The 22,551-nt window shown below is 68.0% G+C and carries 20 protein-coding genes and 1 pseudogene; 12 read left to right on the top strand and 9 right to left on the bottom strand.

The features are described from left to right. The first annotated feature begins 31 nt into the window (after positions 1–31). A complete protein-coding gene (locus tag ACWF0M_RS06735) occupies positions 32–802 on the top strand; it encodes an SDR family NAD(P)-dependent oxidoreductase (protein ID WP_452234636.1) in 771 nt (256 codons plus the stop codon). Positions 803–941: 139 nt separating this feature from the next. Beyond that, on the top strand, positions 942–4,496 hold the full coding sequence (locus ACWF0M_RS06730) for a choice-of-anchor D domain-containing protein (protein ID WP_452234635.1): 3,555 nt from the start codon (positions 942–944) through the stop codon (positions 4,494–4,496). Between the two features lies 1 nt (position 4,497). Here ACWF0M_RS06730 and ACWF0M_RS06725 read toward each other — a convergent pair whose 3' ends face one another. Beyond that, positions 4,498–5,961: a S8 family peptidase gene (locus ACWF0M_RS06725; RefSeq protein ID WP_452234634.1), complete on the bottom strand. Its 1,464-nt coding sequence runs from the start codon at positions 5,959–5,961 to the stop codon at positions 4,498–4,500. A gap of 89 nt (positions 5,962–6,050) precedes the next feature. Between ACWF0M_RS06725 and ACWF0M_RS06720 the strand changes: the two genes are divergently transcribed. Continuing rightward, positions 6,051–8,633: a CHAT domain-containing protein gene (locus ACWF0M_RS06720; protein WP_452234633.1), complete on the top strand. Its 2,583-nt coding sequence runs from the start codon at positions 6,051–6,053 to the stop codon at positions 8,631–8,633. A gap of 1 nt (position 8,634) precedes the next feature. Here ACWF0M_RS06720 and ACWF0M_RS06715 read toward each other — a convergent pair whose 3' ends face one another. The 4 genes from ACWF0M_RS06715 to ACWF0M_RS06700 form a co-directional block, all read right to left on the bottom strand. Further along, positions 8,635–9,093 carry a hypothetical protein gene (locus ACWF0M_RS06715; protein ID WP_452234632.1) on the bottom strand — a complete coding sequence of 153 codons (459 nt, stop codon included), beginning with the start codon at positions 9,091–9,093 and terminating at the stop codon, positions 8,635–8,637. Continuing rightward, the gene (locus tag ACWF0M_RS06710; RefSeq protein ID WP_452234631.1) at positions 9,071–9,706 is read right to left on the bottom strand and encodes an RNA polymerase sigma factor; all 636 of its coding nucleotides are present in this window, start codon (positions 9,704–9,706) and stop codon (positions 9,071–9,073) included. Before ACWF0M_RS06710 ends, ACWF0M_RS06715 begins: the two co-directional genes overlap by 23 nt. A gap of 74 nt (positions 9,707–9,780) precedes the next feature. Continuing rightward, positions 9,781–10,374, bottom strand: coding sequence for a hypothetical protein (locus tag ACWF0M_RS06705; RefSeq protein WP_452234630.1), 594 nt, complete (start codon positions 10,372–10,374; stop codon positions 9,781–9,783). Then, on the bottom strand, positions 10,361–11,356 hold the full coding sequence (locus tag ACWF0M_RS06700) for a PASTA domain-containing protein (protein WP_452234629.1): 996 nt from the start codon (positions 11,354–11,356) through the stop codon (positions 10,361–10,363). The genes ACWF0M_RS06705 and ACWF0M_RS06700 overlap by 14 nt, the downstream gene beginning before the upstream one ends. Before the next feature lie 107 nt (positions 11,357–11,463). Here ACWF0M_RS06700 and ACWF0M_RS06695 point away from each other — a divergent pair, with 107 nt between their 5' ends. Then, entirely contained in the window at positions 11,464–11,958 is a 495-nt protein-coding gene (locus tag ACWF0M_RS06695) for a SigE family RNA polymerase sigma factor (protein WP_452234628.1), read from the top strand. After that, the gene (locus tag ACWF0M_RS06690) at positions 11,955–12,854 is read left to right on the top strand and encodes a hypothetical protein (protein WP_452234627.1); all 900 of its coding nucleotides are present in this window, start codon (positions 11,955–11,957) and stop codon (positions 12,852–12,854) included. The genes ACWF0M_RS06695 and ACWF0M_RS06690 overlap by 4 nt, the downstream gene beginning before the upstream one ends. 233 nt (positions 12,855–13,087) lie before the next feature. On the opposite strand, the gene ACWF0M_RS06685 is transcribed toward ACWF0M_RS06690, so the two are convergent. Next, the gene (locus ACWF0M_RS06685; RefSeq protein ID WP_452234626.1) at positions 13,088–13,228 is read right to left on the bottom strand and encodes a hypothetical protein; all 141 of its coding nucleotides are present in this window, start codon (positions 13,226–13,228) and stop codon (positions 13,088–13,090) included. Here ACWF0M_RS06685 and ACWF0M_RS06680 point away from each other — a divergent pair. Beyond that, positions 13,215–13,280, top strand: a pseudogene (locus tag ACWF0M_RS06680) (hypothetical protein); the annotation flags it as partial. The gene ACWF0M_RS06685 and the pseudogene ACWF0M_RS06680 overlap by 14 nt on opposite strands. Before the next feature lie 178 nt (positions 13,281–13,458). After that, positions 13,459–13,635 carry a hypothetical protein gene (locus tag ACWF0M_RS06675; RefSeq protein WP_452234625.1) on the top strand — a complete coding sequence of 59 codons (177 nt, stop codon included), beginning with the start codon at positions 13,459–13,461 and terminating at the stop codon, positions 13,633–13,635. Between the two features lie 391 nt (positions 13,636–14,026). Here the strand turns inward: ACWF0M_RS06675 and ACWF0M_RS06670 are convergent, their stop codons facing one another. Genes ACWF0M_RS06670 through ACWF0M_RS06660 form a run of 3 tightly spaced genes read right to left on the bottom strand, consistent with a single transcriptional unit; the run spans position 14,027 to position 15,780 of the window. Further along, a complete protein-coding gene (locus ACWF0M_RS06670) occupies positions 14,027–14,926 on the bottom strand; it encodes a sulfurtransferase (protein WP_452234624.1) in 900 nt (299 codons plus the stop codon). Then, positions 14,923–15,357: an OsmC family protein gene (locus tag ACWF0M_RS06665; RefSeq protein WP_452234623.1), complete on the bottom strand. Its 435-nt coding sequence runs from the start codon at positions 15,355–15,357 to the stop codon at positions 14,923–14,925. The genes ACWF0M_RS06670 and ACWF0M_RS06665 overlap by 4 nt, the downstream gene beginning before the upstream one ends. 9 nt (positions 15,358–15,366) lie before the next feature. Beyond that, on the bottom strand, positions 15,367–15,780 hold the full coding sequence (locus tag ACWF0M_RS06660; RefSeq protein ID WP_452234622.1) for a transposase: 414 nt from the start codon (positions 15,778–15,780) through the stop codon (positions 15,367–15,369). A gap of 238 nt (positions 15,781–16,018) precedes the next feature. Between ACWF0M_RS06660 and ACWF0M_RS06655 the strand changes: the two genes are divergently transcribed. Genes ACWF0M_RS06655 through ACWF0M_RS06635 form a run of 5 tightly spaced genes read left to right on the top strand, consistent with a single transcriptional unit; the run spans position 16,019 to position 22,551 of the window. Continuing rightward, on the top strand, positions 16,019–17,632 hold the full coding sequence (locus ACWF0M_RS06655) for an ABC transporter substrate-binding protein (RefSeq protein WP_452234621.1): 1,614 nt from the start codon (positions 16,019–16,021) through the stop codon (positions 17,630–17,632). A gap of 4 nt (positions 17,633–17,636) precedes the next feature. After that, a complete protein-coding gene (locus tag ACWF0M_RS06650; RefSeq protein ID WP_452234620.1) occupies positions 17,637–18,569 on the top strand; it encodes an ABC transporter permease in 933 nt (310 codons plus the stop codon). 1 nt (position 18,570) lies between these two features. Next, positions 18,571–19,428, top strand: a complete 858-nt coding sequence (locus ACWF0M_RS06645) for an ABC transporter permease (protein WP_452234619.1) — start codon at positions 18,571–18,573, stop codon at positions 19,426–19,428. Beyond that, complete coding sequence (locus ACWF0M_RS06640) at positions 19,415–21,106, top strand: dipeptide ABC transporter ATP-binding protein (RefSeq protein ID WP_452234618.1); 1,692 nt, start codon at positions 19,415–19,417, stop codon at positions 21,104–21,106. The genes ACWF0M_RS06645 and ACWF0M_RS06640 overlap by 14 nt, the downstream gene beginning before the upstream one ends. Before the next feature lie 8 nt (positions 21,107–21,114). Continuing rightward, positions 21,115–22,551, top strand: coding sequence for an NtaA/DmoA family FMN-dependent monooxygenase (locus tag ACWF0M_RS06635; protein ID WP_452234617.1), 1,437 nt, complete (start codon positions 21,115–21,117; stop codon positions 22,549–22,551).

Raw genomic sequence — 22,551 nt, 5'->3', positions numbered from 1 at the left:
GTGGGATGACTATCGAATCGGTTGTTGTCTGATGGGGGTTCTCGACAAGTTCTCGCTGGCTGGGCGGACGGCTCTGGTGACCGGTGGATATCGGGGGCTCGGTCGTGCCTTCGCGACCGGGTTGGCCGAGGCCGGTGCGGACGTGGTGATCGGGGCGCGCGACGCCGCGGCTTCGCGGCAGGCGGCCGAAGCGCTCGCGGGCGAGACCGGACGGACAGTCGTCGGCGTCGGCCTCGACGTGAACGACCGGGCCTCGGGCCGGGCGGCGATCCAGGCCGCGCTGGACGCGACGGGCCGGTTCGACATCCTGGTGAACAACGCCGGCGCGTGCGTTCACCGGCCGGCGCTCGACGTACCTGACGACGAGTGGGACACCGTCTTCGCCACGAACGTCGACGGTCTGTGGAAGCTCAGCCAGGAGGCGGCCCGGCATTTCACGACGGTCGGTGGTGGCACCATCGTCAACATCGGGTCGATCTCCGCGCAGATCGTGAACCGCCCACAGTGGCAACCGGCGTACAACGCCTCGAAGGCCGCGGTCCATCAGCTGACCAAGTCCCTGGCCGCGGAGTGGGCTCCCTTGAACATCCGTGTGAACGCCGTCGCCCCCGGCTACGTGAAGACCGAGATGGCCCCGGTCGACGAGCCACGGTTCAAGGCCCGCTGGATCGACGACGCTCCCATGCAGCGCTTCGCCGTACCCGAAGAAATCGCCCCGACCGTCGTCTTCCTCGCCTCACCGGCCTCCAGTTTCATGACCGGATCGGTCGTGGTGGTCGACGGCGGTTACACCCTCCACTGAGCTCGAGCTCAGTTCGTTTCTTGCAAAGATCCATTGAGATATTGCATGCATGTGTCTCCCGCGTTACGGTCTGGCCACGCATCGCAGTCGCTGAAGGCTGTGAGCTCGACTATCCGCCCCCGTCGAGAGAGAGCAGCGCATGTTCCGGTCAATCAAGTCCTGGAGGACTCGCGTCGGCGTCCTCGCCACGGCCGGCGCGCTGGTCGCCGCCGGTCTGGCTGTGCTGGCACCCGTGCAGGCGTGGGCCGCCGCGTCCGGCGGCGTCGGCGCGACCTTGCCGTACGTCGAGGTGCAGGCCGAGAACTCAGCTACCAACGGGACCGTCATCGGCCCGAGCGCTGCCTACAACACGCTGGCCGCGGAGGCGTCGTACCGCAAGGCAGTGACGCTGCAGGGCACCGGCAAGTTCGTCGAGTTCACGACGCCCTCAGCGACGAACTCCATCGTCTTCCGCTACAGCATCCCGGACACCGGCGGCGGCTCGGTCTACACGCCGCAGCTGTCCCTGTACGTGAACGGGACCAAGCAGCCCAACTTCACCCTGACCAACGCGTACAGCTGGTACTACGGCGGCTACCCGTTCACGAACTCGCCAGGCAGCAACCCGCACCACTTCTACGACGAGGTCCACCGGCTGTTCACGACGACGTACCCGGCGGGTACGAAGTTCCGGTTGCAGGTCGACGCCGAGGACACCGCTTCGTCGTACACGATCGACTTCGCCGACTTCGAGAACGTCGCGGGCGCGCTGCCCCAGCCTGCCGGCTCGGTCTCGGTGACGAGTCAGGGCGCGGACCCGACGGGTGCCGCGGACTCCACCAACGCGTTCAACGCGGCGATGGCCGCGGCCGGCGCGGGCGGCACTGTGTGGATCCCCGAAGGGACGTTCAAGATCCCGGGGCACCTGATCCTGAACAACATCACCTTCAAGGGTGCGGGCATGTGGCGCTCGACCGTCGTCGGCGCGGCGCCGGGCTTCTACGGCAACTACGCGCCCAACGCGAGCAGCGGCGTACACCTGTCCGACTTCGCGATCTTCGGCGACGTCCAGGAGCGCAACGACGGCGCCCAGGTGAACGGCATCGGCGGCGCGCTGAACAACTCGACCGTGGACCGGGTGTGGATCGAGCACGAGAAGGTCGGGGCCTGGATGGACGGCCCGTTCACCAACCTGGTCTTCAGCGGGATGCGGATCCGCAACGTGACGGCCGACGGCGTGAACTTCCACAACGGCGTCACCAACTCCAAGGTCACCAACAGCGATCTGCGCAACCTCGGTGACGACGGCCTGGCGACCTGGGCCGAGCAGAACGCCGACGCGAACGACTCGTTCGACCACAACACGGTGCAGTACCCGATCCTTGCCAACGGCATCGCCATCTACGGCGGCCACGACAACTTCGTCACCGACAACCGGGTGATCGACGCAGGCCTCACGCAGGGCGGCGGGATCCACGTCGCGCAGCGCTTCGGTTCGACAACGCTCGGGCGGACCGACGTTCTGCGCAACACGATCATCCGGTCCGGCGGACTGGATCCGAACTGGAACTTCGGCGTCGGGGCGCTGTGGTTCGACGCGCGCGACGGCGCGATGACCGGCCTGACCAACGTCGACGACATCCTGATCCAGCAGAGCCCGTTCGAGGCGATCCAGTTCGTCTCGGGCTCGAACATCAGCAACGTGCACATCAACAACGCGACGATCCAGAACACCGGGACCTGGGTGGTCCAGGAGCAGGTCGGCGGCGCGGCGACCATCACCAACAGCACCGCGACCGGGACCCAGGCGCCCGGACCGATCTACAACTGCGGCGTCGGCTTCACGCTCACCGACGGCGGCGGCAACTCGGGCATCTTCGCGCCCGGGCAGTGCCAGAACATCACCTCGCCGGCGTTCCCGCCGTACCTGCCGGACAACGGGTCGCAGATCTCGATCAGCCCTGGTTCCTTGAGCTTCGGCTCGGTCGCGACCGGTACGTCGAGTGCGCCGCAGGCCGTCACCGTCACGAACAGCGGGACCGCGGCGGCACCAGTCAGCTCCGTCGCGGTCACCGGTGATTTCAGTCAGACCAACAACTGCGGCTCGAGCATCGCGGCCGGTGGGTCGTGCACGGTCAACGTGACCTTCAGCCCGACCGCGGCCGGCAGCCGGTCTGGCAACCTCACGGTGACCGCCGCCGGCGTCGCCAGCACCGTCGCCCTCTCGGGTACGGGCGTCGCGCCCGGTCCGATCCTCAACCCGAACCCGGGCAGCCTGTCGTTCCCGGACACTCCGGTCGGAGGTGCGTCGTCGACGCAGGCCGTCACGATCACCAACTCGGGTACGGCGTCGGCGTCGGTCTCGGGCGTGTCCACCACGGGCGACTACAGCCAGACCAACAACTGCACGACGCTTGCTGTGGGCGCGTCCTGTACGGTCACGGTCACCTTCCGCCCGACCGCGTCGGGAGCGCGGGCCGGCTCCGTGGTCGTGACCAGTAACGCGAACAACAGCCCGACGTCGATTTCCCTTACCGGTAACGGGATCGGGACCGACACCAACCTCGCGCGCGGGAAGCCTGCGTCGGCCAGCAGCCAGGTCAACGGCACCCAGACTCCGGCGACGGCGACGGACGGCGACGCGAACACGTACTGGGAGAGCGCGAACAACGCCTTCCCGCAGTGGTTGCAGGTCGACCTCGGTACGGCGCAGAGTATCGGCAAGGTGACGCTGAAGCTGCCGCCTTCGTCGGCGTGGGGTACGCGGACGCAGACGTTGTCGGTGCAGACGAGCACCGACGGGTCGTCGTTCAGTACGCCGGTTGCGTCGGCGACATACACGTTCACGTCGCCCACCAACGTCGTGAACATCACCGTCCCGGCGACCAATGCCCGCTACGTGCGGGTCAACATCACGGGTAACAGCGGTTGGCCTGCAGGGCAGGTGTCCGAGTTCGAGGTGTACCCGAGCGGCGGGTCGCCGATCAACGCTCCGGTCTTGAGCACCAGCCCTTCGTCGCTCACCTTCGGGTCCCAAGCGCTCAACACGACCAGCGCCGCGCAGGCCGTCACCGTGACGAACACGGGCAGCCTGGCAGCCTCGGTCTCGAGCGTCACCGCCTCGGGCGACTACACGCAGACCAACAACTGCGGCACCATCGCCGTCAACGCCTCGTGCACGGTCAACGTCAGCTTCCGGCCGACCGCGTCCGGGACCCGCGCGGGGACGTTGACGATCAACAGCAACGCGACCAACAGCCCTGCCACCGTTGCGTTGTCCGGGACCGGCGCCGGTGGTACGAACACCAACCTCGCAGCGGGCAAGCCCACCAGCGAGTCCAGCCACAACGACGTCTACCCGTCGAGCAACGTGACCGACGGCAACCAATCGACGTACTGGGAGAGCGCGAACAACGCCTTCCCGCAGTGGGTTCAGGTCGACCTGGGCGCCGCGGCCACCGCCGGCCGCATCGTCCTGCAGTTGCCGGCCTCCTGGGGAGCCCGCACTGAGACCCTGTCCGTCCTCGGCAGCACCGACGGTACGACCTTCACCACGATCGTCGGCGCCGCCGGCTACTCCTTTGCCCCTGGCAACAACAACATGGTCACCATCACCTTCACACCGACGGCCCAGCGCTACTTCCGGCTGAACGTCACCGCAAACACCGGCTGGCCCGCGGCTCAACTCTCCGAGGTCCAGATCTGGAACGCATGATCTAGCGAGCGCAGCCGCAATCGCAGGTCCGGTGGCAGGGTTTCCGGGGAGTGGCGCAGACCTCGTGTGGATGGAGGACTGCGCCGACGCCTGGGATTGCTTGGCTGCGGGCCAGGCGTAGCAAGGATTCTGCGGCGAGTGTGGCGTTTTCGCCGGTTGCGGACATTCGTGCGGCGATCATGCCGGCGACCAGCGGCGTGGAGAACGACGTACCACTCCAGCTGGCCAGCCCTTTGAAGTGCCGCTGCTCATGGGGAACTGGATCTTCGAAACACTCGTAGTCGCCAACTGCGAAGGCGTTGACCAGATCCACGCCCGGTGCGTAGACGTCGACCCAGCCGCCGTAGTTGGAGAACCATGCGCGGGAGGTGCCGTCGGCGGAGAGAGCTCCGACGCCGATCACCCACGAGTACGCCGCGGGGAAGGTCGGCTGGTACGTCGTGTCGTTGCCGGCCGGCGCGACGATGACGACGTTCAGGTGGCGCAAACGCGTGTCGTAGAAGACGTTGAAGGTCAGCAGCGGCCGATGGAAGCGGGTGAAGCCGTCGAACTCGCAGACGATCACCTCCGCTCCGCAGTCCGTCAGTTCGTTCAGCTTCTGGATGATCTCGTGCTCGTACGCCATCCCCGCGTTCGGCCGGTTGTCGATGTACTCCGCCTTCTTGACGTGCACCTTCGCCTTCGGTGCCACCGTGCGCACACAGCCGGCCACGAACGTCCCGTGGCACGCGTAGGGCTTGATCTGTGTGCTGCTGCCCGCATTGAAGGGGTCCTCGGCATCGCCGGTGACGCCGGCCATCCACGGCCACACCTGCACACCGTCGACAAGGCCGCCGTCGACGACACCGACGAAGACATCGCGACCGTCCCATCCGCGCGTACCGCAACAGATCCCGGTGCTCACCGGCGGCTCCGGCCACGCCGCCTTACCGGGCACAGTCGCCGGCTCGGTCGCCGGGCATGGATGCCCGTTGCCGTTCAGCGACAGCGCGGTGTCCGGAGTCGCCACGTCGGGACCGAGCTTCTCTTCCAATCGAGCCAGTACGTTCGGTGTCGACAGCGCATCGGTGTCGTCGGGGCGGCCGTCGCGCTCGCCGCCGAACTCCTTCCCACCGAACTTCCCGGGCTCTCCACCCTTCACCGAACCGAAGGTCCTGCCATAGCGCCAGACCAGACCGGTGACACCGCCGATCACGGTCAGCCGATCGATGGCTACGTTCTCGGGAATGATCGGACCGCGGTCGTCGCCGGGCATCGGCGCTTCGCGCAGCGTTTCGAGGACCAGGTCCAGCTGCTCCGTGCGGACGAGGATGGTGTCCCGGCGGTAGAAGTACTCGACGTACCCGCGGTCCTCCCAATCATGTGGATACGCCGCCGTCGTAGCGTGCCACCGCTCCGGCCCACCTTCTTCGTCGTCGTCCAGGATCAGGCGTAGTGCGTCCTTGAGGCGTTGGTCTGCTGGCATTTCGTCCCCCTAGTTGGTCAGAAACCTTCCAAAAACAAGGTGGTACGGCGTACTACGATCGGAACACGGGCCGGGTGAGGGGGTGGGCTGTGGACGCCGACGCGCTGCATGCGCTCGCACTGTCGCGGCCTGCTGACGCCCTCAAGATCGCCCGTCAAGTTCTCGCGAACTCCCCGTCCGACGCTGACGCCGCGGCAGCACACAAAGCGGCGGGTGTCGTCCATCGCGACTTCGGTGACATCGACGAGGCGGTGACCGAGCTCACGGCGGCGTACCGGCACGCTCGCAAGGCAGCGGATCCCGACAGCGAGGCGGACATCTTGGCGAGCCTCGGCGTGGCTCTGGTCATGGCCGGGCAGACCGGACGTGGGCTGGCCGTTCTCGACTCGATCGTCCCCGGCCGGACCGGTGTGCTCGCCGGCCGGATCCTGATCCGCCGGGTCTGGGTGCGCGGGGCGCTGCTCGGCCGGTACGCCGAAGCGCTGGCGGACGCCGAACAGGCCGTCGAACTGCTGAGTGGCACCGGTGACCTGATGTGGGAGGCGCGGGCGCTGACCCACCGGGCGATGGTGCTGCTCGCCATGGGCGCGATCGAGCGCGCCGACGTGGACTACGCCCGCAGTGAGGAGCTGTTCGCGAAGTGCGGTCAACAGGTCGAGTACGCCGATACCCGGCAGGCGCGTGGTGCCGCGGCCTTCGCCCGCGGCGACCTGCCGACGGCTCTGCTGTACCTCGACGACGCAGAACGGGTGGTCGACGAGCTCGGGGTCTTCGAGCCGGATCTGCTCGTCAACAAGTGCGTGGTACTGCTTGCAGCCGGTCTGACGCGTGACGCACTCACCGAGATCAACAGTGCGCTGGAGCGGTTCGAGCACCAGCGCGGCTCCACGGCTCGACGCGCGGAGTTGTTGTACTGCGCCGGACTGGCAGCGCATGCCGCCGGTGCTTTGGAGCTGGCCGAGAGCCGCAGCCGCGCCGCGATGAAGCTGCTCCGCCGCCAGCAGCGACCGTGGTGGGCGGCGCGTGCTGAGCTTGCGTTGCTTCAGTCCCGTTACGCGGGTGGTGATCGTACGGCGCGGTTGCTGCACACCGGCCAACGCCTCAGCGCCGAACTCGACGGGCTCGACGCGGACCTCGCGGTCGAAGCGCATCTGCTGACGGGCAGGCTCGCGCTCGCCCGTTCCGAGCCGGCCGAGGCCAGACACCACCTGAGCATCGCGGCAGGTGCCCGGAACCGCGGCCTGCGAGCGCGCGGCGCCGGCTGGCTCGCTCAGGCCACGCTGCATCAAGGCGACGGCCGGGCGCGCGCGATGCTGGCCGCCTGCCGGCAGGGCCTGAGCCTGATCGAGGTCTACGTGCACACCCTCGGCGCCACCGAACTTCGCGTCCTGGCCACTGCTCAGGGAGCCGAGCTCGCCGCGATCGCGCTCCGGTACGCCGTCCAGCGCGGCAACGCCCGCCAAGTCCTCGAGTGGAGCGAACGCTGGCGCGCCACCGTGCTCGCCATCCCGCCGGTCCGGCCGCAGGAGGACGACGGCCTGGTCGCCGACCTCGCGGCGCTGCGCAGCCTGACGATCCGGCTGGAAACCAGCTACGACCGGCGAGTCGGACCCGCCCCGCTGCACCGCGAACGCCGGCGCCTCGAAGCCGCCGTACGACGCAGAGTTCTGGTGACGCCTGGCACCACGGGCGACCGGCCCGACCAGTTCCGCAGTACCGACCTGCTCACTCATCTCGGAGACCGCAGTCTGGTCGAGCTCACCGACGTCGACGACCAGCTGTACGCGATGACGGCGGCGCGCGGTCGGGTCCACCTCGAGCTGATCGGTCCCACGCAAGAGGCGACGCGTCGGCTGTCCCACGCATTGTTCGCGCTGCGACGTGAGGCGACCGGACGCGGCGAGGACCGGCTCGACCTGGACGCCATCGGAGCCCGCCTGGAGACGGCACTCCTGGGCGACGTGGCCAACCACCTGGCCGACGGCCCGGTGGTCGTCGTACCGACTGGCCGGCTGCACGCCGTTCCGTGGAGTCTGCTGCCGTCGTTGCGGCATCGGCCGACCTCGGTGGCCCCTTCGGCGGCCGCGTGGTTGCGCGCACAGAGCGCCGTACCGCCCGCGACCGAGCGGGTGGTGCTGATCGGTGGTCCGAAGCTGTCGACCGGACCGGAGGAGGTACGACGACTGTCCGAGGTATATCCGGATGCGGTGGTACTCACCGAAGGCGATGCGACGGCAGAGGCAGTCCTGCAAGCGATGGACGGGGCGTCGTTGGTGCATGTCGCCGCGCACGGCACTTTCCGCGCGGACAGTCCGCTGTTCTCGGCGCTCCAACTAGATGACGGGCCGCTCACCGTGTACGACCTCGAACGGCTGGACCGTGCGCCGTACCGAGTAGTGCTGTCGAGCTGCAGCTCCGCGCTGGGCGGACCCAGTGGTGCAGACGAGCTGCTCGGTCTGGTCAGTGCGCTGGTGGCCCTCGGGTCATCCGGCGTGGTGGCGAGCGTCGTACCGGTGAACGACCCGGCGACGGTGCCGCTGATGCTCGGCCTGCACGACAGGCTGCGGGCCGGAGACGATCTTGCCGAAGCGCTTGCCCAGGCACGGGTGTCGGCCGGCGACGACCGGTCGGCACGCACGGCTGGGCAGTCCTTCATCGCACTGGGGGCTTGAGTCATAGCCGGACCCAGTCGGTGACCACTCGACCGGTCGGCGTATCGCAGCGCAACCGGACCGCGTCGGTGGGCAACGACGGCAGTTCGAAGAAGCCGGACTCGTTGGCGCTGACGGAGTACTCGATGCCGTCCTGGGTCTCGACGTGGATCTCGCCTGGGCCGGGCGGCAGGATCTGGCCGACCACCTCGTCCTGAGTCACCTCCAGCTCCACCGACAGCGGGGTGGAGCTGAACACCAGCAGCCGGGTCTGTCCCGGTTCGGCCCGGGTCCCGGTCACCGCCTCGAGTGACGAGTCGAACGTCAGGCTCGCCTGCAGGAGGTCCTCGTCGATCGTCCGCCAGGACAGCACGCCCTCGGCCCGCGCGGCGATCATGTCGGCCAGTGGTTGCGTACCGCGGACCGCCTCGGCGAGATCCTCGAGGAGGCGGTCATCGTCATCCCAGGGTGGCCGCGTCATGCCGATCACCTCCGGACGGCCCGGATCGCTCCGATCGCTCGGTGGATTCGACGTACGCCCGGATCCGCGGAGATCTGCGAAGCCGTTCGAGCGCGCGTGAGCGGGTGGGGCCGATGCTGCCCGCCGGTATCCCGGTGCGCTCGGTGATCTCGCCGTACGACGGTCGCGGATCCTCCAGCAGCAGCAACAGCAGATCGCGCTGCCGGCCTGGCAGCTCGGCCAGCCCGGCCAGCAGCACCTCGTGCCGCTCGGCCCGGAACAGATCTTCTTCGGGTTCGTCGAGGTCCGCCGCGATCGCCTGGAACTCGGGATCCAACGGGTCGCTGGGCTGCAGGCGGCGCCCGGACGACAGGTACCGGAGCGCCTCGCGGCGGGCGGTCGTGATGATCCACCCCGGCATCGCTCGCGGCTCCTGCAAGTGGTCCAGGTGCCCGACGAGCCGCAGCCACACGGTTTGCGCGACGTCCTCGGTCTCGCTCGGCGTCAGCCGGAACCGCCGGATGACGGACACGAGCAGCGGCGCGTACCTGCTCACGAGCTCACTCCATGCCTGCTGATCGCCGTCGGCAGCGGCGGCCACCAGAGCGGTGACCGGCGAGACTTCGTCTTCCATTCCGGCGCCCCCTTGCTGCGTGTCCTACTGAACGGACCACGCGGGAGGCCCCGCAGATACATGCCAATCCAGCTTCAGACCGGTTGCACTGCGTAGGCCGAGGCCGGCAGGAGCCGCAGGCCACTGTGCAGAGTCACCAATTCTTCGAGCGCGTACGTCGCTGAGCGCTTGAGATCGAAGCCGTGCGCACCGAGGGTCACCTCGACCGTGCAAGCGCCTGGACTGAGCCCGATGATCCGGCCGCCCTGGACGGTCAGCCGGACAGCCTCCAGCCTGAAGAGCAACGTGAGATCGAAGGTGATCGTGACCGGAGCCTGCCGGTCGACGGTCACGTCCACCTCTGGGTGATAGATCGACGAGATCTCGTGCCTGGCCAGCGTGACGTACTCGGGCGACCCGGTGCCCGCGAGCGTCGCGCGCGCCGCCTCCTGGAGCTCCCGATGCGTCTGCCAGGCCCACAGGATCGGCTCACCCAGATCGCGATCGAAGGTCTCGGCGAGCGCGCGGGTCACCGGAGCCGTCGCCAGCCAGGCGACCGGACCGAGGTGAGGCGCCAGTTCGAGCACCTTGCTCCTGGTGATCAGGTCCTTCAGCTCGGCGGAAGCGTCCGGGGTGGTCCGGCCGAAGTGCGAGGCGATGGTGATCTGGTGGCTGCTATTGGTGTTCATCGATCTTCTCCTGCAGGTACAGGCGCCCTTGGCCAAGGCGAGCAGTGACGCGGATCTGAGGCACTGGTTTCGGGTGCGTACGCGGTCGGTGCCTGATCCGGCTGACGGTCCCGGCTGCCACGACGGCCGTGACGAGCAGCAGCGGCACCAGCCACGACGGCCAGCCCGACTCATCGGCGGCGAACTCTGGCACAACTGTGCGGACCACGGCAGGCGGAGTCGTCGGGACGACGGTGGTTGGTGGTGGTGTCGGTGGTGGCGTGGGCACCCGGCGGATGTCGGCTGTCACGGTGGCGGTGGGTTCGACCAGGTCGCCTGGTTGCGGTTGCTGGCTGACCACCCGCCCGGGACGTTTGCCGTCCTTGAGGATCCGGGGCTTGTAGTTGAAGCCGGCATCTTTGACCAGGGCCGCGGCCTCGTCCTCGGTGCGATCGATGAGGTCTGGCACCGGCACAAGCGCCGGCTGGGCGGACTTCTCGAGGATCAACGTGACGGCTCGCCCGAACGCCACGTAGTCGCCTGCACCGGGTCGCTGCAGGCGGACTGTCCAGCCGGCAGTTCCGTCGGACGGTGACGTTCGTACGGCGAGGCCGAGTTGCGTCACGGTCTCTCTGGCGACGCGCAGGGTCTTCCCCGCGAGGTCGGGCATCACCACGCCGAGCGAGAGGTGAACGAGCGAAATGCTCCCGTCGGGGTCGTTCTCGGTGCGTGTGTTCTGCGCGGCAACGACGACGACCCCCTCGTCGACCGTGGTGGGCTTGTCGTTCACCACCTTGCAGTCGTAGCCGTCGGCTCGGAGACTCGCCGCTGCACTTTCGACCGATTGGCCAAGGACGCCGGGAGGAGGGCTCGACGGCGTGAGGGCCCAGTGGCCGGCGCAGGTCTCTTGTGAAACGGCTGCGGCGGTCGTTCCGGCCGGCAGCAGCGTCGCGATCGAGAGAGCTGCCGCGGCGATCAGGTACTTGGTCTGATGGCTGGTCACACTTCTCTGACCGAGCCGTCAGCTCGGTTGATACCGCCGTTATGACGGATGCAACCAACTTCGGCCTCGTAGGCGTGTCTAACCCGGTATCAAGGATGGGAGATCAGATGAGTGATCGGGACGCGGCGTTCGAGGCGTACTTCGCGGCACGTTCCGACGCCATGCGTGGCACGGCGTACCTGCTGTGTGGCGACTGGCATCGCGCGGAAGACCTGGTGCAGCAGACCTTCACGAAGATCTACCTGGCGTGGCGCCGGATCCAGCGGCACGAGGCGATGGACAACTACACCAGGCAGACACTCGTCCGGACGTTCCTGTCCGAGCGGCGCCGGGGGTGGTTCCGGCACGAGTCGGTCGAGTCCGAGGCGACCGATCGGGCAGCCCCGTCGGCCGACCGTGCCGACGAGCGGCTCCTGTTGCTGGACGCACTCGTGAAGGTGCCGCCGCGGCAACGCGCCGTACTGGTCCTGCGGTACTGGGAGGACCAGTCCGTCGAACAGACGGCCGCGCTGCTCGACTGCTCGACCGGAAATGTCAAGAGCCAGGCCTCGCGCGGGTTGGCGACGCTGCGCGGTCTGCTTGAAGAGGAGAAGGTTCGATGAACGAAGAGGATCTCAACGAGGCATTGCATGACGTGATCGTGCGCAGCAGCCCGCCGCCGTCGATGGATCCCGCGCGCGCTCTCGAGCAGGCCCGCCGGGTGCGCAAGCGGCGTACGGCGGTGTGGGCCGGGGTCGCCGTCGTACCGCTGGTGGTTGGCGTCACGGCCGGTCCCGCACTGGTCGCGAACCTCGCCGGCAACCGGTCGGCAGGCCAGATGGTGGCGGGCGGCACCGGCACGACGCAGCCGTTCGCTACTCCGCCGCCGGCAACTTCGCGGGCAACATCTACGCGGCCACCGGTCTCCACCGTGGCGCCGACGACGCGGAAGTCCGGTGACCCGTGGCCGGAGGGCCAGGTCGACCGTACGGCGAGCGCGGGTCCCCGCGCCGCTCGGGCCGTGACGCTGATGAACGACCTGAGCTCGGTGGTGCCGGCTGGATTCAGCTCGCCGGACCTGAAGTACCCGGACGGAAGCCCGATGAGGTGGCCGCAGAGCCAGTACGCGTCCAGCGACGGGGAGCGTGACTACTGGGAGTACAAGGCCTCCATCCCGGTGCAGAAGGACAACCAGGTCGGGAAGTTGCTGGTGCAGTCGACCACGCCCGACGGGAAACCGGCGACGGACCCGTGCAAGCTGGCGCAGAAGTTCTGGGGCGGGACCGGGACCTGCACCGTCGTGGACGTCGGCGGCAAGAAGGTCGGCGTACTGACCACCAACGGTCGCGGCAGCTACGACCAGTGGGCCGCCTACCGGTACGACGACGGCACCGTCGTGTACTTCGCCCAGGCCAAGAAGAGCGACAGCGACGGCCGATCGCCGCTGAAGCAACCGGTCTTCACCCCCAGCCAACTGGCCGAACTGGTGACCTCACCAAAGTTCAAGATCAGCGCCTGACCAGAGGCCTTGGGCGGCTCAGCACCGAGCCACCCAAGGCCCTAGCTCACCAGCTTGGCGCTGACGTTCCACAGTTGATGTGCGAGCTCTTCGTCTTGAGCCAACGGACTTCACCGCCGACAAGGTCTCAGCGCCGTACGGCGACCTCGCACCAGGCGCCGAGACGACCGCGACCTTCCAGGTCACGAACACCGACACCGCGCTGCCCGCCGTGCAGAACGTGTCGATCCCGGTCACCACGACGTACAGCGCCCCGGCCGGATCTGGCAGGGCGCGAGCACTTGCACCGGCGTCGACGACTGCGGCGTTTCGTCAACAGGAGAAGGCAGCACGGCGAAGGTCAGCTGGTCCGACGACGCGCTGTACTTCTTCATCCACGTCCGCGACGACTACCAGTCGTACGCCGTGACGCCCGAGGAATGCGTCGGTCACTGGCAGGCCGACTCGGTCGAGATCCTGCTCGACCCGCGCGGCACCGCGTCCCAGGACCTGATGGACACGGCGAACACGTTCAAGCTGCTCGCCGGCGGCCGACCCCGCACCCGACTACGGCCTCACCCCGTGCGCGATCACCGACGGCGGCACCCCGCCCTGGTCACCCGACATGAGCGGCCACGTCGTCAAGCACTCGACGTCGTCGATCACCCGGACGAGCAGTCACCTGTCCATCCCGATCACCCCGTCCCAACGCACGAAACTGCTCCAGGACGGCCGACTCCTCGTCTCCTACCAAAGCACCGACAACGAGGTCCAGGCCCTGGACCTCCGCCTCACTCGCTAGTGATCGGCGCAGCCAAGGCCCCGCCATCGGGTCTGGGGAGCAAAACTCACCCGAATCGGCCTGTAACACTCCCCAATCGGAGCGAATCGACCCGCGGATTGCATCTTTGGGAGCCTAGCGACCATGATCGGGCCGCGAGAATGGTTGGTGGCTTCTCAAAGATGGCGCCTTGCGGCCGATCCCGGTTGTTTGGGGAGGGTTACCGGCTGATTCGGGTGGGAACGGCTCCCCGAACCGGTTTGGGGAGGCCTGGGCGCCGGGAATCCTGGGCGTGCGTCGACCCCGGCAGAACTTGTGGCACGAACTTGCGGCGCACGACGCCAGCTCGCCGTTCCCACTTCAAACCTCAGCCGGACAACGGGCGGGGGTAAAGGGGGTTCGCGGTTGCGGGTCAGGTGCAGTCGGTGTCGACGAGAGGGGAGTGGCTGAGGGTCGCTCCTTGTTCGACGGGGCGTGCGGTGTCGGCGGACCAGGCTGACCAGGAGTCGACGTACAGGCCGATCGGTTGACCGATGAGGGCTGCGGCGAAGACGAGGAGTGAGCTGGAGACTCCGCCGCCGCAGTAGGCGCCGACTTCGTGGCTGCCGATGGCCCGTCGCTGGAGGAACCACTTACGGAGTTCTGTTGCCGAGCGCAACCGGCCGTCCGGTGCCATGAGTTCGTTCGATGGTGCGTGAACGGCGTGCGGTACGTGCCCGCTGCGTGGGTCGTCGGCGAAGCCGTTGTACGCGGAGGCGGGGCGGCCGTCCAGCAAGGTGCCGTACGCCGAGATGTCGAGCACCTGTGCGGCGTCGAGGACCCGCGGCTCTCCGGCGCCGCGGACCTCGGCCGCGGTCGGCGGTTCTTGGGCATCCACCGAGTGGCCCCGCGGATCGTCAGGTGGGCCGGCCGGCGGTTGTGTCTGCCCGCCGGCGTGGACCCACGCGGGGAGACCGCCGTCGAGGACACGGACGGATCGGAAGCCGGCCCAGGTGAGGGTGAACCAGGCACGAGTGGCCGATGACAGTTCCTCGATGCGCCGGGTGTAGACGACGAGTTCGTCGCTCGGACGGACCCCGCGCGATCCGAGCGCGGCGTGCAGGTTCGAGGGGGAGGGGAGCGGCAGGTGACCGCTGGTCGTGGTCGGCGTACCGGCGAAATCGGCCTTGATCGACGTGACGACAGCGGCGGGGATGCTGCCGTCGACGGGGTCCGGTCCGTCGGCCATCACCCGCCACGGAGCGACTTCGAGGAAGACGAGGTGCCCGGCGTCACGGCGCGCGGTGGCGGCGTCGACGAGGTACGACGTCATGGGCGCACTTCGGGCGTGTGCGGGACGAAGACGACCGGCAGGCTGTCCTTCAAGGCGTTGTAGATCCGGCAGCGCTTCTTGTACTCGGCGACGAGCTGGTCGGCGGTGAGGTCGTCGACGCCGTCGATGAAGCACTCCATGATCAGCGTGCCGAGGTAGTCGCCCTCGAGTTTGCGTTCGATCCGGGCGAAGATCTCGACTTGCCGTTCGGGCTGACCGCGCTCGACGAAGTCGTACCGGAAGGCGTTCAGAGCACACGACACCAGCGACGCGACGAGGAGGTCGAGTGAACTGGCCTCTTCACCCGGACCGCCGCTGCGGACGGATCCGTCGGAGACGATCTCGAAGCCCGGGCCGCCGATCGTGTAGCGCCCGCGAACGTCGGTGGTCTGCCCGTGCAGATTGCTGACGACGGTGATGCGCTCGGTCATCCGTCGAGTCTATGAACGGGTGGCTTCGAGGGTCAGCGCTTCCGGATGCTGGACGGTGCGGGTGGTCGTGGTGCGCAGCTCGTCGGCGAGCAGCGCAACCACCCTGGTCAGGGATCGGTTGTCCTCCTGCAGTACGGCGATCTGCTGCTCGAGCTCCGCGATCCTCGCCTCGAGCTCTCGTCGGCCGCCCTTGCGCTGCTTGGGCGCCGACGTGGGGGACGCGTCCCACCCGTCGGAGTCGTAGTCGTAGCTGCCGTCGTCGTAGCGCGCGACCCACTTGCGCAGCGACTGCGGGCCCACCTCGAACTCCTCGGAGACCTCGCGGACGATGGAGCGGTTGTCGGGCTCGTCGCGGCGGCGCTGCAGGACCCGCTCGACGGCGCGTTCGCGGACCTCGTCGCTGTACTTCTTGTCGAACACCACAGCGTGATACTACGCGAGTACCAGTCGTTATGGTATCCGCTATCACAGCTAGATCTGCCGACCAGGCCCAGCAGATTCCGCGTGACAGCGGAGATCCAGCGTCTCAAAGTCGACTAAGTTGCTCGACATATGAGACATGTGAAGTGGGTCGTCGACCGCGTGTCACGATAGCGAAGTCACGCCGCGCAGATGTTCCGCTATATAGCGCGCGGCGATCTTTTACGAGAGGAATCCCGCCGTGTCCAGTTTCCGCCGGCTTGCCGGAGTGGTCGCCACGTTCGCCCTGCTCGCCACCGCGGCCTGCTCCGGGAACGGCGGCGAGACCTCCGCCGGTGCCCAGGTGGCCGGGGCGGATCGCAACGGCGGCACGCTCAATATCGGGCTGAGCGCGGAGCCCAACGGTATCGACGCGGCCGTGGTGAACCAGGTGTGGCGGACCGTCGCCCGCGCGCTGTCCGACTCGCTGGTGTTCTACAACCCGGACACCAAGAAGCTCGAGCCGTGGCTGGCGACCAGCTGGACCGAGAGCCCCGACGCGAAGACTTACTCGTTCAAGCTGCGCGACGACGTCACGTTCCACGACGGCACGAAGCTCACCTCCGCGGTGGTCAAGGCGAACCTGGAGAGCCTCAACCGTCCCGGGATCCACTCCAGCGCGAAGACCATCGTCCAGGGCATCAGCAAGATCACCACGCCGACCGAGCACGACATCACCGTCCAGTTCGCGAAGCCGAACGCGGCGTTCCTGGTCTCGCTGTCGCGCGCGTACGTCGGCATCGTCTCGGAGAAGACCGCGAAACTCCCGGTCGAGGAGCGGCAGAAGTCGATCGACGGATCCGGCCCGTTCTATCTGCAGGAGTATGTTCCGAACCAGCGGATCGTGCTGAAGAAGCGGGCCGACTACCACTGGGCGCCGAAGTACTTCAAGCACGACGGCCCGGCGTACCTGGACGAGGTCGTCTACAAGATCATCCCGGAGGACTCGGTCCGCAACGGCGCTGTGATCGGTGACGACGAGCTGCAGTTCATCTACTGGGTGAACGCGAAGTACGTCCCGCAGTTGCAGGGTGCTGGTCTGACCATCTCGAAGACGCTGAACCCGGCGACCGGTCTGGAGCTTCCGATCAACTCGTCGTCGAAGTTCCTGAAGGATGTCCGGGTCCGGCAGGCGCTGCAGGTCGGCGTGAACCGGGACGAGCTCGTGAAGATCGCCTCGGGCGGTATCGATCAGCCCGCCACTGGCCCGTTGAGCAAGGACAATCCGTTCTACTCCGACCAGAGTGCGCTGCTGAAGTACGACCCGGAGAAGGCGAAGTCGCTGCTGGATGAGGCCGGCTGGAGCAAGATCGGTTCCGACGGCATCCGGTTGAACGCTGCCGGTCAGCGGCTGTCGCTGCGGGCGCCTCGCGACGACGCTGCGTTCCAGGTGCTGCAGGACCAGTGGAGGAAGCTCGGCATCGAGCTGGTGCTCGACCCGCCGCTCGCGGCGGAGGCGAACGAGAAGCTGCTGAGCGGCACGTACGACGTCGCGTACTGGTACGCGTCCTCGCCGGAGCCCGACGTACTGCGGGCCAACTACGGCACCACGACCGGCTCGAACCGGAGCTTCATCGCCAAGGACGACGCGAAGGGTCAGGAGCTGGACCGGCTGCTGCAGGAGCAGAACCAGACGATCGACAAGGCCAAGCGCCAGCAGTTGGTCGATCAGGCGTCGCGGATCCTGGTCGAGCAGGCCTACGACATCCCGGTGTCCAACGACGTCGACGTGTGGGCGTACTCGCCGCGGTTGCACGACATCAAGCCGGTGGGTCTCGACCAGTACCTGATCAACGCCTGGCTCGAGAAGAAGTAGCCAGATGCTGAGGTACGGCGTACGTCGGCTGCTGTACGGCGTGATCGTGATCTGGGGCGCGTTCACCGGGGCGTTCTTCCTGCTCTACATCGTCTCCGGTGACGCGGCCGGCGGTCTCACCGCGGGAGCCGACGGGGCGGACGTGAAGCAGTTGCTGGCCGAGCAGCGCGAGTTGCTCGGCCTCAACCGGCCAGTCCTGGTGCAGTACTGGGACGCGTTGACGGGAGCGTTGACCGGTGACTTCGGGCAGAGCGTCTATCAGCGGCGGCCGGCCGTGCAGGTGTACTTCGAGTCGTTTCCCGAGACGCTGAAGCTCGCGTTCCTGGGACTGCTCCTGGCGGTCGTTCTCGGCGTGACGCTGTCGGTCGTGATCGAGCTGACGAACTGGCGGTGGGCCCGGGAGCTGCTGATCTCCTTGCCGCCGGTCGCGGTCTCGCTGCCGCCGTTCCTCGTCGGCCTCGTACTGCTCCAGATCTTCGCGTTTCAGCTGCACCTCATCAAAGCCGTTGGCGACAAGGGGTTCGGCGGACTGCTGGTCGCGTCGATCGCGCTGGCTGTCGCGGGCGGTGGCAGCATCTCGCAGCTGCTGACCGCGAACCTGCGGGGTGCGTTGACGTCGCCGTACGTCGAGACCGCGCGCAACTGGGGACTGAGCCGCTTCGACATCGTCGTACGGCATGCGCTGCGGAACGCCGCGCTCCCGGTGATCACGTCGCTCGGAACCACAGTCGGCGTGATGGTCGGCGGGACCGTGCTCACCGAGACGGTGTTCTCCCGGCTCGGCGTCGGGCGGCTGGTCGTCGACGCCGTGAACGGCCGGGACATGCCGCTCGTCCTGGTCGCGGTGACGATCAGCGCGGTGATCTTCGTGGTCGTGAACCTCGTCGTCGACGCGGTCTACCCCTTGATCGACAAGCGCATCCGATTGGACGCCTGAGATGGCAACCCTCGAGCTCAACGCGTCGACGATCCCCAGTCGGCTGGCCGCCGTACTGCGGTCGCCCGGCCTGCTCGCGTCGTACCTGTGGGTCCTGGTGATCCTGATCGCCGCCATCCACCCGGGCCTGTTCGTGTCCGGCGACCCGCTGCAGCAGGACGCGTCGCAGATGCTGCTGCCGCCGAGCGCCCACCACTTGTTCGGCACGGACGACTTCGGCCGCGACCAGTTCACCCGGACTGTTTACGGCACGCGGCTGTCGCTGCAGGCGGCGGTGGTCGCGGTCCTGATCGGGCTGGTCAGCGGATCGCTGCTCGGCCTGGTCGCCGGTGCGTTGCGCGGCAAGCTCGACAGCGTTCTGATGCGGGTTGTCGACATCATGCTGGCGGTGCCGAGCCTGATCGTGTCGCTCGCGATCATCTCCGCGCTCGGCCGCGGCACGCTGAACATCGCCGTTGCCATCGGCATCAACAGTACGGCGGGGTTCGCGCGGCTGATGCGTGCGGAGGTGCTGAAGGTCAGCAACGCCAAGTACGTCGAGGCGTCGGTGTTCGCGGGCCACGGATACGTGTACCGGTTGTTCCGGCACGTCGTACCGAACGCGTCTCGCTCGGTCCTGGCCGCCGCGACGATGGACATCGGTACGGCGATTCTCACCGTCGCCGCGCTGAGCTTCCTCGGCCTCGGCGCGCCGCCGCCCACCCCGGAGTGGGGGCTGCTGGTCGCCGCGGGCCGCACCTTCATCGGCGTGCAGTGGTGGCTGAGCCTGCTGCCCGGGCTCGTCATCGTCCTGACGGTGCTCGCCGTCTACCGGATCGGCCGGTCGTTCAACCGCGGGAGGACCAGTGTCATCGCCTGAACCTGAACCGTTGCTCAGCCTGGACGACATCGGCGTCGAGTTCAGCCTGCCGGGCCGGCCGGCGGCGCGGGTGCTGGACGCAGTGAGTCTGAGCGTCGCCGCCGGTTCCGTGGTCGCTGTCGTGGGCGAGTCCGGGTCGGGGAAGTCCACCCTCGGCCGTGTCGTCACCGGCACGCTGGCGGAGAACGGCCGCATCACCGACGGGCAGGTCGTACTCGGCGGCCGCACCCTGACGGGGCTGTCCGAGCGGCAGTACCGGGGCATCCGCGGCAAGGAGATCGGCTACATCCCGCAGGACGCGCTGCTCGGCCTGAACCCGCTCGTGCCGGTCGGTGTCCAGGCGGGTGAGCCGTTGCGCGCACATAGTCTGGCCTCGAAGGCGGAGCGTCGCGAGCGCGTCATCGACTTGTTCGCGAAAGTCGGTCTGCGGAACCCGGAGCAGTTGTACTCGCGCTACCCACACGAGCTGTCCGGAGGCATGTGCCAGCGCGTGCTGATCGCGGCGGCGATGAGCACGCAGCCGCGCCTGCTGATCGCCGACGAGCCGACGACCGCGCTCGACGTGACCGTGCAGAAGACGATCCTCGATCTGTTGTCCAGCCTCGTGGAGACCGAGGACCTCGCGATCCTGCTGGTGACGCACGACCTCGGCGTCGCCGGCGAGCGCGCGGACGAGATCGCCGTGCTGAAGGACGGTCGGCTGGTCCGCGGCGGCCGCACCGACGAGGTCATCGCCGACCCAGGCGACGAGTACACCGCGCGGCTGCTGCGCGCGTCGTCGCTCGGCTTCTCCGGCGTACGGGCGGCGAACCAGCGGCTGGAGTACTCGCGGACCGTACCGGCGGACTCGCCTGTCGTCGTCGAGGCGAAGGGCATCACGAAGACCTTCCGCGACGTCACCGCGGTCGCAGACGCGAGCTTCCAGGTGCGCAAGGGTACGACGCTCGGCATCGTCGGCGAATCGGGATCCGGCAAGACCACGCTCGTACGGATCCTGGCCGGCCTGACCCCGGCCGACGCCGGCACCGTCGAGATCGATGCCGCGCCCGTCGTCCACCACCGGCGCGGCGCCGGTCTCGCCGAGCTGTACCGCAAGGTGCAGCTGGTCTACCAGGACCCGTTCGCGTCGCTGAACCCGCGCGCCACCGTCCGCGCGATCCTCGAAGAACCGCTCAAGGGGCACAAGATCGGCACCACGGCCGAACGCTCGAGCGCGCGGGCCCGCTCGCGTCAGCGAGCAGATCGGAGTCAGCGAGCAGACCGGATCGCGGAGCTGCTGGACGTGACCGGCCTGCCGTCGTCCGTCGCCGACCGGTACACCGCCGAACTCTCCGGCGGCCAGCGGCAGCGGGTCGCGATCGCCCGCGCCCTCGCGCCGCGCCCGGAAGTAGTGATCCTCGACGAGCCGGTGTCCGCCCTCGATGTCACCGTGCAGCGGCAGATCCTCGATCTGCTCGGCTCGCTGCAACGCGAGTTCGCGTTGACCTACCTGTTCATCTCGCACGACCTCGGGGTGATCGCCGAGGTGTCCGACGAGATCGTCGTACTCCAGCACGGCCGGATCGTGGAGCACGGCGCCGCACTCGGCATCCTCACCCAGCCGCGGACGGACTACGTGAAGCAGCTGCTGGCGTCGATCCCGGGCGCCGCCGAACCATCGTCGGCTCTTTCCTCATGAGGAGATCCATGCGCCAGCTCCACCTGGGCTACATGTACTGGCTGAACGGCACCCATTGGGGCGGCTGGCGGCATCCGGACGCGCCGACCGCGCACGCGTTCGAGCTCGAGTACGCGACCAAGGCACTGAAGATCGTCGAGGACGCGAAGTTCGACTTCTTCTTCCTCGGCGACACGCTGCCCGGCGACATCGTCCGCGAGCAGTGGATCACCACCCACAACACCGGCCGGCTCGAACCCTTCACCCTCGCGTCGCAGCTCGCTCTGCAGTCGTCGAGGATCGGCCTCGTCGTCACGGCCCACCCGACGTTCTACGAGCCGTACATCCTGGCCCGGCTGACCGCGTCGCTCGATCACCTCAGCGGCGGCCGCCTGGCCTGGAACGTCGTCCTCGGCGCGAACGACCTCGCCGCGCAGAACTTCAGCCTGCCGGACCTCGGGGGAGCCGACCGGTACGAGCGGGCGGACGAGTTCATCGCGGTCATCCAGCGGCTGTGGGACAGCATCGAACAGGGGGCGTACCTGCAGGACAAGACCACCGGCCGGTACGTCGACGAGAGCAAGATCCATCGCCTGAACTGGCAGGGCAAGCACTTCCAGGTCGCCGGCACGCTGCCGGTGGAACGTCCGCCGCAAGGCCACATCCCGTTGCTGTACGCCGGTGCGTCGGAGCTGTCCCGCGAGCTGACCGCGAAGTGGGCCGACGTGAACTTCACCGGTCCCGCGACGCCCGAGGAGTCGATCGCGTTCAACGCCGACGTCCGGCAACGCGCCGTACGCCTGCGTGGGCGGGAGGACCCGATCTTCTTCCTGCCCGGAATCGCCCCGCTGATCGGCGACACCCGCGCCGACGCGATCGAGCTGTACGAGGAGCTGAACACGCTCCTGCCGTTCGACGACGACCTCATCGAGGGCGACCAGGACGAATCGTTCTGGTCGAGCCCCGACTGGGAGCGGATCGCGTCATCGCGGTTCCCGCTGCCGAAGGGGATCCGGAGTGTCCGCTCATTGTCCGAGCGGATCGGAGCCGATCTGCGGCCGCTGGGTCTGGACGGCGTGATCAAGCCGGACATCGCCGATCGATTCAACGAGTACGGCGCCGGCTTGTTGCGCGCGCTGGCCGATCGGACGGACCGGACCGTCGACAGCGGCGGAGTGCGGGTTCTCGACCTGTTGCATGCGGCCGTCGCGGACGGGTTCCCGCTGGTCATCGGTACGGCGGAACACGTCGCGGACACGCTGATCGACTGGTTCGACCGGGGCGCCGCGGAGGGCTTCAACGTGAACTCGCCGTACCTGTGGAACCAGCTCGAACGGTTCACCGGCGAGGTCGTGCCGATCCTGCAGGAGCGCGGCGTGTTCCGCACCGAGTACACCACCGACACCTTCCGCGGGCACTTCGGCCTGGAGGTCCCGCCCAACACCTTTGCATCCGGACAGGAGTGA

The organism is Kribbella sp. NPDC055110, from assembly GCF_053607525.1.
Note: the sequence above shows the minus strand (reverse complement) of the source record. Positions and strands in the feature narration are given on the sequence as shown.

What these genes read in the sequence shown, in the direction of transcription:
- ACWF0M_RS06715 (WP_452234632.1), bottom strand. Translation starts at nt 9,093, where the DNA reads ATGACGCGGCCACCCTGGGATGACGATGACCGCCTCCTCGAGGATCTC.
- ACWF0M_RS06665 (WP_452234623.1), bottom strand. Translation starts at nt 15,357, where the DNA reads ATGACCGAGCGCATCACCGTCGTCAGCAATCTGCACGGGCAGACCACC.
- ACWF0M_RS06685 (WP_452234626.1), bottom strand. Translation starts at nt 13,228, where the DNA reads ATGAAGAAGTACAGCGCGTCGTCGGACCAGCTGACCTTCGCCGTGCTG.
- ACWF0M_RS06645 (WP_452234619.1), top strand. Translation starts at nt 18,571, where the DNA reads ATGGCAACCCTCGAGCTCAACGCGTCGACGATCCCCAGTCGGCTGGCC.
- ACWF0M_RS06690 (WP_452234627.1), top strand. Translation starts at nt 11,955, where the DNA reads ATGAACGAAGAGGATCTCAACGAGGCATTGCATGACGTGATCGTGCGC.
- ACWF0M_RS06635 (WP_452234617.1), top strand. Translation starts at nt 21,115, where the DNA reads ATGCGCCAGCTCCACCTGGGCTACATGTACTGGCTGAACGGCACCCAT.
- ACWF0M_RS06695 (WP_452234628.1), top strand. Translation starts at nt 11,464, where the DNA reads ATGAGTGATCGGGACGCGGCGTTCGAGGCGTACTTCGCGGCACGTTCC.
- ACWF0M_RS06725 (WP_452234634.1), bottom strand. Translation starts at nt 5,961, where the DNA reads ATGCCAGCAGACCAACGCCTCAAGGACGCACTACGCCTGATCCTGGAC.
- ACWF0M_RS06735 (WP_452234636.1), top strand. Translation starts at nt 32, where the DNA reads ATGGGGGTTCTCGACAAGTTCTCGCTGGCTGGGCGGACGGCTCTGGTG.
- ACWF0M_RS06650 (WP_452234620.1), top strand. Translation starts at nt 17,637, where the DNA reads ATGCTGAGGTACGGCGTACGTCGGCTGCTGTACGGCGTGATCGTGATC.
- ACWF0M_RS06705 (WP_452234630.1), bottom strand. Translation starts at nt 10,374, where the DNA reads ATGAACACCAATAGCAGCCACCAGATCACCATCGCCTCGCACTTCGGC.
- ACWF0M_RS06670 (WP_452234624.1), bottom strand. Translation starts at nt 14,926, where the DNA reads ATGACGTCGTACCTCGTCGACGCCGCCACCGCGCGCCGTGACGCCGGG.
- ACWF0M_RS06730 (WP_452234635.1), top strand. Translation starts at nt 942, where the DNA reads ATGTTCCGGTCAATCAAGTCCTGGAGGACTCGCGTCGGCGTCCTCGCC.
- ACWF0M_RS06675 (WP_452234625.1), top strand. Translation starts at nt 13,459, where the DNA reads ATGAGCGGCCACGTCGTCAAGCACTCGACGTCGTCGATCACCCGGACG.
- ACWF0M_RS06710 (WP_452234631.1), bottom strand. Translation starts at nt 9,706, where the DNA reads ATGGAAGACGAAGTCTCGCCGGTCACCGCTCTGGTGGCCGCCGCTGCC.